Origin of the sequence: Rhodococcus sp. 05-2254-6, assembly GCF_002258565.1 — a bacterium.
Taxonomy (GTDB): domain Bacteria; phylum Actinomycetota; class Actinomycetes; order Mycobacteriales; family Mycobacteriaceae; genus Rhodococcoides.
On record NZ_NOZF01000069.1, the window covers coordinates 1 to 8597 of the forward strand.

Sequence of the window (8597 nt, forward strand, 5' to 3'; positions counted from 1 at the left end):
GGAATCATTCTGTTCGTGGGGCTGGTGGTTCCGCACGCCGTGCGGATGGTGCTCGGTCCCGCCCATCGACTCCTCGTCCCGGCCAGCGCCCTCGCCGGCTCCGTCGTGCTGCTCGCTGCCGATCTCGTCACCCGCACCCTCGTCGCGAACGTCGATCTGCCGCTCGGCATGGTGACGTCACTGGCGGGTGCGCCGTTCTTCTTCTGGCTGCTCCGCCGTACCCGTGCTCGCCAGGGCGGCTGGGCGTGACGAAGCGAATCGGCACGGCACGCAACGACATCCCGGTCATCCCCGAACCGGGTTCGAATACCCTCGTCGCCCGCGGAGTCTCCGCTCGGCGCGGGGACGCGACGGTGTTGTCCGACGTCAACCTCGACGTGGTCGCCGGCGAGGGCGCTGGCCGGGACGAGGAGTCGATGGGCGGGACCGAGCACCATCCGCACGGCGTGCGGAACCACCAGCCCCACGAACAGAATGATTCCGGTGAAGGCGACGCCGGACGCAACGAGCAGGGCGACGACGACGATGGCGAACTGTCTGAGTCGTTCGACGTTCACTCCCAAATGGCGTGCCACGTTCTCTCCGAGCGCAAGCAGGTCGAGTCGGCGCGCGATCGCCAGGGAAGCTCCGATTCCGAGCAGTGCGAGCGGGCCGACCACGGCCACCGACTGCCAGGTCGCGCCCGCGAGTGACCCCAGTTGCCAGAACACGATCTGATCGCGGGCTGCGGGACTGGCGACGAACGTGAAGAACGCGATGGCACCGCCGGCGAATGCATTGACTGCAACGCCGGTGAGGATGAGCGTCACCACCTCGGTGCGTCCTGCGTTGCGGGCGAGGAAATACACGGCGATCGTGGTGACGAGCCCGCCGACGAATGCTGCGAACGCCACACTCCAGACTCCGGCGAAGCTGCCGCCGAGCACGATGACCGAGCTGGCACCGACGGCAGCGCCCGAGGAGACCCCGACGACACCCGGCTCGGCCAACGGATTGGCGAACACCCCCTGGAGCAGCGCACCCGCGCACCCCAGACACGCGCCGACGACGATTGCCAGAGTCAGGCGCGGGAATCGGACCTGCCACAACGTCACCTCGCCACTGGGGTGTGCGGGCATCGGGCCGATGTCGAGTCCCACCCGATGCGCGAGGCTGCCCAACACTTCCAGCGGTGTCGTCGGCACCTGCCCCACGACGGCCGAGATCAGGGCCAGACACACCAGTGCCACGACCAGGGCTCCGAATGTTGCAAGAACCCGCCCTCGGCCCGTGCGCGTTTCGGCGAGTGCGCGGTCGGTCATGACGCGGGGTCGTACACGGCCTTCGACAGTGCGCCCAACACCTTTCCGGTGTTCGGGCCGAAACTGAGGATGGTGCCGTCGTCCATGTCCACCACCCGGCGATCTCGGCCTGCCGGTGTCTGCGCGATTCCGGGGATCTGCTCGAGCCCCTCGATACCGCCGATCGATTCCAGGCCCTTGGTCATCATCAGAATGACGTCGGGTGCCGCGGCGATCAACGCCTCGCTGGTGACCGGCACGAACTGTTCGGTCAGACCCGATTCGACACCGGCGTCCCTGGCGCCGAGAGCCTCGATCAGTGCGTCCGCTCCCGAGCCGGGTCCGGCGAGCATCTTGATGGCCGGGCCACGCATGTACAGAAACGCGATCTTCGGCGGTTCCGAGGACTCGGGTGCGGCGTTCTCCGCTGCCGAGATCTCGGTGTTCGTTCGTTCGGCGAGTGCGGCACCGGCGTCGGGCACACCCAAGGCAGCTGCGACGGCCTCGATCTGAGGGGCGACGCCGGCCAGAGTGCGCGTGGGATCGAAGTACACGAGCGGAATGCCCGCGGCTCGGATCTGATCCTGCACGGCACGTGGACCGATGCTGGTATCGGTCAGTACGACGGTCGGCGACAGTGCCAGAATTCCCTCGGCGCTCAGCGAATGGCCGGTCGGGGTGACGTCGGGCACGTTCTCGGCCGCGGGAAATGCAGCCGAGGTGTCACGCCCGACGAGGTTGTCCCCGAGTCCGAGTGCGAAGACGGTCTCGGCGAGCGTTCCGTACTGGTCGGCAGCGACGATGCGGCTGTTGTCCGTCACCGTGACGGGGACGCCGTCGAATCCGGTCACGGTCACGGGGAGTACCTCCGCCGGATCGTCGACGACGGGTTCCGGATTCGGATCGTCGACGACGGCAGTGCGGGGGCCGATGGAGTCCGAGGATGCGGTGCCGGGGGTGTTCGCCGAGCAGGCGACCAGGACTCCGGCGACGAGGAGCACGGCGGCGAGACGGTTGACGGTCACCACGGAAGGTTAGCCTGTCCGATGTTAGTGCGTGATCAGGCGCTGACGTCGTCCAGGGCCGACGCGATCGCTGGCGGCAGCTCGAGTTCCTCGGCCATCAGTGCGCCCATCAACTGCGCGAGGTCCCGCGCTCCCACGATCGCGCTGCTCACTCCCGGTCGGTCCCGTGCCCACGCGAGTGCGACCACCAGGGGAGAGGTGGCCAGACCGTCGGCAGCGGTGACGGCCGCGTCGACGACGCCCACGGCAGAATCGGTCAGGTACGCGTGCACGGCCTCGGCGTGCAGCTCGTCGGCCCCGCGGGAGTCCGCGGGTACTCCGCTGCGGTACTTGCCCGTCAGCACGCCGCCTGCCAGGGGTACCGCCGCGAGGATGCCGATGCCGTGGTGGTGCGCGGCGGGAACCAGCTCGTCCTCGATTCCGCGCGCGAGCAGCGAGTACTCCGCCTGAGTGGCCACGATGCGCCCGGTACCGGCTGCGCCCGCTGCCGTCGCCAGTTGCCAGCCGAGGTATCCGCGGGCTCCGGTGTAGCGAACCCGTCCGCTGGTCACGGCGTAGTCCAGCGTTGCGGCGACCTCGTCGACCGGCGTCATCGGGTCCCAGGTCGCGACCTGCCACAGGTCCAGGTAGTCGGTTCCCAATTCGCGCAGCGTGGCGTCGAGTTGGCCGAGCAGTCCGCGCCTCGAGCAATCCACGTGATAGCGGCCGTAGCGTGAGCTGAGGCCCGCTGCGCTGCTGATCACCAATTCGTGTCGCGGGACGACGTCGTCGAGCAACTCGGCGAGCACTCGCTGCGCCCGTCCGTCGCCGTACGCCGGAGACGTGTCGACGAGCGTGCCGCCGGCCTCGGCGAACGCCGACAACTGTGCTGCGGCGTCGTCACCGTCGGTTCCGCTACCCCATCCGAGGGTGCCGAGGCCGAGTCTCGAGACTCGAAGTCCGCTGGTGCCGACCGATCTCTGCTTCATATGTGCCGAATGTCCTTTTACGTGTGATCGTCGGTGTCGAACTGCACTGCCGCCAGTGCACAGTAGTGCGCCGCGCCGCTCGGTGCGTACGTGCCGCGCCGGGTACGGTCGTGCCCGTGAATCGCGAATTCAGGGGGCAGGCCGGCGGCCGCGCATCGACACTGGACAGTCCATCGACACCGATCTCGGAGGGTGGCCCCGCATGATCGACATGACGTGGCTGCAGGCGATCATCCTCGGCGCGGTGCAGGGCTTGACCGAATTCCTGCCGATCTCCTCGTCCGGGCACCTGCGCATCGTGTCCAGCGTGTTCTGGAACGAGGACGCAGGCGCGTCCTTCACCGCGGTGACCCAGCTCGGCACCGAAGCCGCTGTGCTGCTGTTCTTCTGGCGCGACATCGTCAGAATTGTCAAGGCCTGGTTCGTCGGACTGAAGCACAAGAACGAACGCGGGCTCGACTACCGAATGGGGTGGTACGTGATCATCGCCACCATCCCCATCGGCGTTCTCGGCCTGCTGTTCAAGGATCAGATCCGAACCGGTGCCAGGAACCTGTACCTCATCGCGTTCATGTTGATCGCGTTCGCCGTCGTCATCGCGATCGCGGAGAAGGTCGGCCGCAAGGAACGTCCCATCGAGAAGCTGACCACCCGCGACGGCATCGTCATGGGTCTGGCGCAGTGCCTCGCGTTGATCCCCGGAGTGTCCCGTTCCGGGGCGACGACCAGCGCAGGCCTGTTTCTCGGACTCGAACGAGAAGCGGCTGTGCGCTTCTCGTTCCTGCTCGCCATCCCGGCGGTCACCGCCTCCGGTCTCTTCTCGCTGCCCGACGCCTTCGAGCCGGTCGGCACGGGGCTGGCCGCGTCCGGCCCGCAGCTGCTGGTCGCCACGATCGTCGCCTTCGGTCTCGGCTACGCCTCGATCGCCTGGTTGTTGAAGTTCGTCGCGAACCACTCGCTGTACTGGTTCGTCGGATACCGCATCGTGCTGGGTGTCGTCGTGCTCGGGCTGCTGGCCGGCGGGGTCGTGTCGGCCACCTGAGGCCGGGAGCGGAGCCTGCGGAACGACCTGGTGGTGCGGGAGTGGAGCCTGCGGAACGACCCAGAGGTCAAGACTGGCTAGGCTCGATGCAATGACAGTCATCTTGCTTCGGCACGGACGCTCGACGTCGAACACCGCAGGCACGCTCGCGGGTCGGAGCGCGGGAGTCGAGCTCGATGATCGGGGGCGTGAGCAGGCGCAGGCGGTGGCGGATCGTCTCGGCGAGCTTCCCGTGTCCGAGATCGTGCGCTCGCCGTTGCTGCGGTGCGAGCAGACAGTGGAGCCGTTGGCGGCCAAGCTCGGGCTCTCGCCGGTGGTCGAGGACCGGTTGGTCGAGGTCGACTACGGACAGTGGACCGGCCGGACGATCAAGGAGTTGCTGGCGGAACCGCTGTGGAAGGTGGTGCAGCAGCACCCGTCGGCTGCGGTGTTCCCGGAGGGCGAGGGCTTGGCGACGGTGCAGCAACGCGCGGTGCAGGCCGTGCGTGAACATGACGCCCGGTTGGCCGCGCAGCACGGCCGCGACGTGTTGTGGGTGGCGTGCTCGCACGGTGACGTCATCAAGTCGGTGCTCTCGGACGCCATGGGGGCCCACCTCGATTCCTTTCAGCGGATAGTCGCCGACCCGGCCTCGATCAGCGTCGTCCGCTACACCTCGACGCGGCCGTTCGTACTGCGGACCAACGACACCGGGTCCGATCTGAGTGCGTTCGTGCCGAAAGCCGAGGAGCCCGCCACGCCGGAATCGGTCGATGCGGACCCTTCCGACGCGGTCGTCGGTGGTGGGGCAGGCAGCTAGAGCGCCCTTTCGGCGCTGACACCCCTATCGGTGGCAGGCTGGAGGGCAAGCAATACCGTCCACGGTCGATCCGTGGCCGATAATGAAAGTTCCGAGAATCACTTCGCGGAGCTGTTCGAGTCGTTAGGAGGTGCAATGCCGCGCGCCATACACGTTTTTCGCACCCCTGATCGTTTCGTTGCCGGGACCGTTGGGGAACCGGGCGACCGAACGTTCTTCCTCCAGGCGGTGCACGACGCCCGCGTGGTGTCGGTCGCGCTGGAGAAGCAGCAGGTCCAGGTACTCGCAGACAGGATGGGGCTGCTACTCGAGGAAGTGCACCGCCGGTTCGGAGCGGACGTTCCGGCCGAGGAGGCCGATTCGGTCGACACCAGTCCGTTGCTGACCCCGATCGACACCGAGTTCCGCGTCGGAACGATGGGACTCGGCTGGGATGCCGACGCCAACGCCGTCGTGGTGGAACTTCTCGCCGTCAGCGAAGTCGAGGTGGACGAATCGGTCGTTCTCGACGACACCGACGAGGGCCCGGATGCCGTCCGGGTGTTCCTCACTCCGGTGCAGGCACGCGAGTTCGCGGTGCGGTCCGAGCGCGTCATCGCGGCCGGCCGTGCGCCGTGCCCGCTGTGCGGACAGCCTTTGGCCCCCGAGGGACACGTCTGCATCAGAACCAACGGCTACCGCCGCGGTGCGACGTTCGGACCGGTGACCGAGGTCGACGAGTCTTGACCGTCGAACTGCCGCCGTTCGAGGGCCGCGAAACCATGGAGACCGGCGACCTGACGATCGTCGGTCGAGTGGTGTCGGCCAGCAACGCCACGCTGGTGTGCGAGGCGGGCGAGGGCGACTCGGCCGTGCGGTGCGTGTACAAACCCGTTCGTGGGGAGGTTCCGCTGTGGGATTTTCCGGACGGCACTCTCGCGGGCCGCGAAGTGGCGTCCTACGAAATCTCCGAGGCCCTCGGTTGGGGAGTCATTCCGCCGACGGTTCTGCGCGACGGGCCGTTCGGTCCCGGCATGGTGCAGAAGTGGATCGACACGCCCGACGACCACGCCGAGGGACGCGTCGACCTCGTCGATATCTGCCGTCCCGATCTCGTACCGGCGGGCTGGATTCCGGTACTGCAGGCGTACGACGGCGAGGGCGAGGAGATCGCGCTGATCCACGCCGACGATCCGCGGCTGCAGCGGATGGCGGTGCTCGACGTGATCCTCAACAACGCCGATCGCAAGGGCGGGCACGCGCTCGAAGGTCTGGACGGCTACGTGTACGGAGTCGATCACGGCATCTGCCTGCACGCCGAGAACAAGCTGCGCACGGTGCTGTGGGGGTGGGCAGGCCAGGCGGTGGACGACGCGTTGATGTCCGACGTCGTGCGGTTCGTCGAGACGTTCGACGCGGTCGTCGCTCCACGCCTGGTCGACAAGATCACCCTCACCGAAACGGTCGCGGTTCTCCACCGGGCGCAGGAGCTGATCGCGCGGCCGGTCATGCCGGAGCCGCGCTCGAGCAGACCCATACCCTGGCCCGCCTTCTGATCGGGCTCGGATAGGCTCGGTTGCATGCATTCTTGGTCGAGCCCGGAGATCCCGACAATTCCAGGACAGGGTCCAGCGCTTCGATTGTTCGATACCGCAGACCGACAGGTTCGACCCGTCATCCCCGGTCCGACGGCTCGGATGTACGTCTGTGGAATAACCCCGTACGACGCCACCCACCTCGGACACGCAGCGACATATCTGACGTTCGACCTGATCAACCGACTGTGGCGAGACGCGGGCATGGACGTGCATTACGTCCAGAACGTCACCGATGTCGACGACCCACTGTTCGAGCGCGCCGACCGCGACGGTGAGGACTGGCGGGACCTGGGCGCGCGTGAGATCGAACTCTTCCGTGCCGACATGGAAGCGCTTCGTGTTCTCCCTCCGCGCGACTACATCGGCGCCGTCGAGTCCGTCGACGAGGTCGTCGAACTCGTGGAGAAGCTCGTCGCGTCCGGAGCCGCGTACGTCGTCGACGATGCCGAGTACCCGGATGTGTACTTCCGTGCCGATGCCACGGAGCAGTTCGGTTACGAGTCCGGCTACGATCGCGCCACGATGGACACGTTCTTCGCCGAACGCGGAGGTGACCCCGATCGGGTCGGTAAGCGGGATCCGCTCGATGCGTTGCTCTGGCGCGCGGTTCGGCCGGGCGAGCCGTCGTGGCCGTCGCCGTGGGGTCCCGGCAGGCCCGGGTGGCACATCGAATGCGCGGCGATCGCGCTCAACCGCATCGGTACCGGCTTCGACATCCAGGGCGGCGGAAGCGATCTCATCTTCCCGCACCACGAATTCTCGGCCGCCCACGCGGAGGCGGCGACCGGTGATCCGCGTTTCGCGCGGCACTACGTGCACACCGGAATGATCGGGCTCGACGGCGAGAAGATGTCCAAGAGCCGCGGCAATCTGGTGTTCGTCTCCACGCTCCGGGCCGAGAACATCGACCCCGCAGCCGTACGACTCGGTCTGCTGGCCGGGCACTACCGGCAGGATCGGCCGTGGTCCGACGAGGTTCTCGAACGGGCTCACACCCGGCTCGCACTGTGGCGTCGGGCCGCCGCGCTCGAGAGCGCAGCGTCGGCCGACGATGTGATCAATCGGTTGCGGCAGCATCTGGCCGACGATCTGGACACCCCCAAGGCTCTCGATGCGCTCGACGCGTGGGCGAGTTTCGCGGTCGAGCGCGGTGGCTCGGACGCGAACGCACCTGGCGCCTTCGCCGACGCGGTCGACGCTTTGCTCGGGGTTCCGCTGCGTTAGTCCCCAGATCCCAGGCGCAGGTCCGTCAGCAGATCCGGGACAAGCCGGTCTTCCATGACCGCCCGGCCCGAGTCACGAAGGGCACCGGCCAGTTCCGGGTCCCACGGACTGTCCGTCGGATGGCCCTTCAGCGGTTCGGAATTTCGTGCGTCGAGAGCATGTCGATAGGAGTCGACGTCCATGCGCCACGGCACCGCGTCGTACCGGGAGAGTGCTCGTTTCACCATGTGCACTCCGGCCCAGTCGAAGTCGGCACGCCAGCGAATCGTGGTGCCTGGTGCGCGGGAGGCCAGCAGCCGGTGTACCGCGGCGGAGGGCTGACCGTCCGTGCAGATCAGGCTCGCGCAGTTCGACCCGAGAGTGCGGGCTGCCGCGGCGAGAACCGCCACGTTCTCGCAGACGAACACCGTGGCCGAACTGTTGGTGAGCGTCCCGCGCATGAGCATGTCCACGGTGACGGAGAAGGGGATGCCCTCGTCGGCAGCCTCGTTCAGCCACCCTGCCACGGTATGGGTCTCGTCGACGCGGTAGCCGAGCACCAGCACCCGGCTGGACACCGCGTCGACCGACACACCTGCGGTCTCCCACAACGCCCTGATACCGACCGGATCGACGGGCCGAGGGACGTTCTCGCGCAACGACAATGCATCGAGGACAAGTTTCGGGGCACCGCCGGCCGAGA

At 67.5% G+C, this 8597-nt stretch carries 9 protein-coding genes and 1 pseudogene; 6 read left to right on the top strand and 4 right to left on the bottom strand.

Annotated features, from left to right (window positions below; genetic code table 11):
- Positions 1–249 (top strand): iron chelate uptake ABC transporter family permease subunit (locus tag CH256_RS08600; protein ID WP_143536539.1); only part of this gene is annotated, 249 nt, incomplete at its 5' end.
- A gap of 125 nt (positions 250–374) precedes the next feature.
- Here CH256_RS08600 and CH256_RS08605 read toward each other — a convergent pair.
- The 3 genes and pseudogenes from CH256_RS08605 to CH256_RS08615 form a co-directional block, all read right to left on the bottom strand.
- Positions 375–1301: pseudogene (locus tag CH256_RS08605) on the bottom strand (FecCD family ABC transporter permease); the annotation flags it as partial.
- Entirely contained in the window at positions 1298–2305 is a 1008-nt protein-coding gene (locus CH256_RS08610; RefSeq protein WP_176460516.1) for a heme/hemin ABC transporter substrate-binding protein, read from the bottom strand. The gene CH256_RS08610 and the pseudogene CH256_RS08605, both read right to left, overlap by 4 nt.
- 35 nt (positions 2306–2340) lie before the next feature.
- Positions 2341–3273 carry an aldo/keto reductase gene (locus CH256_RS08615; protein WP_094641830.1) on the bottom strand — a complete coding sequence of 311 codons (933 nt, stop codon included), beginning with the start codon at positions 3271–3273 and terminating at the stop codon, positions 2341–2343.
- Positions 3274–3484: 211 nt separating this feature from the next.
- Between CH256_RS08615 and CH256_RS08620 the strand changes: the two genes are divergently transcribed.
- From CH256_RS08620 to mshC, 5 genes are all read left to right on the top strand, one after another.
- Positions 3485–4315, top strand: a complete 831-nt coding sequence (locus CH256_RS08620; RefSeq protein ID WP_094669321.1) for an undecaprenyl-diphosphate phosphatase — start codon at positions 3485–3487, stop codon at positions 4313–4315.
- A 91-nt stretch (positions 4316–4406) separates the two neighbouring features.
- Positions 4407–5114, top strand: a complete 708-nt coding sequence (locus CH256_RS08625) for a histidine phosphatase family protein (RefSeq protein ID WP_094669316.1) — start codon at positions 4407–4409, stop codon at positions 5112–5114.
- A 135-nt stretch (positions 5115–5249) separates the two neighbouring features.
- Positions 5250–5840 (top strand): DUF3090 domain-containing protein, encoded by a 591-nt coding sequence (locus CH256_RS08630; RefSeq protein WP_068050796.1) that lies wholly within the window; start codon positions 5250–5252, stop codon positions 5838–5840.
- A gap of 35 nt (positions 5841–5875) precedes the next feature.
- A complete protein-coding gene (locus tag CH256_RS08635; RefSeq protein WP_179272039.1) occupies positions 5876–6649 on the top strand; it encodes an SCO1664 family protein in 774 nt (257 codons plus the stop codon).
- Positions 6650–6673: 24 nt separating this feature from the next.
- Positions 6674–7915, top strand: a complete 1242-nt coding sequence (gene mshC, locus CH256_RS08640; protein ID WP_094669319.1) for a cysteine--1-D-myo-inosityl 2-amino-2-deoxy-alpha-D-glucopyranoside ligase — start codon at positions 6674–6676, stop codon at positions 7913–7915.
- Here the strand turns inward: mshC and CH256_RS08645 are convergent.
- A partial coding sequence (locus CH256_RS08645) for a DUF2399 domain-containing protein (RefSeq protein WP_143536540.1) occupies positions 7912–8597 on the bottom strand: 686 nt, incomplete at its 5' end. The genes mshC and CH256_RS08645 overlap by 4 nt on opposite strands.

Excerpts from the sequence above, each read along its gene's own strand:
- CH256_RS08615 (WP_094641830.1), bottom strand. The coding sequence starts at position 3,273 with ATGAAGCAGAGATCGGTCGGCACCAGCGGACTTCGAGTCTCGAGACTC.
- CH256_RS08620 (WP_094669321.1), top strand. The coding sequence starts at position 3,485 with ATGACGTGGCTGCAGGCGATCATCCTCGGCGCGGTGCAGGGCTTGACC.
- CH256_RS08625 (WP_094669316.1), top strand. The coding sequence starts at position 4,407 with ATGACAGTCATCTTGCTTCGGCACGGACGCTCGACGTCGAACACCGCA.
- CH256_RS08630 (WP_068050796.1), top strand. The coding sequence starts at position 5,250 with ATGCCGCGCGCCATACACGTTTTTCGCACCCCTGATCGTTTCGTTGCC.
- CH256_RS08635 (WP_179272039.1), top strand. The coding sequence starts at position 5,876 with ATGGAGACCGGCGACCTGACGATCGTCGGTCGAGTGGTGTCGGCCAGC.
- mshC (WP_094669319.1), top strand. The coding sequence starts at position 6,674 with ATGCATTCTTGGTCGAGCCCGGAGATCCCGACAATTCCAGGACAGGGT.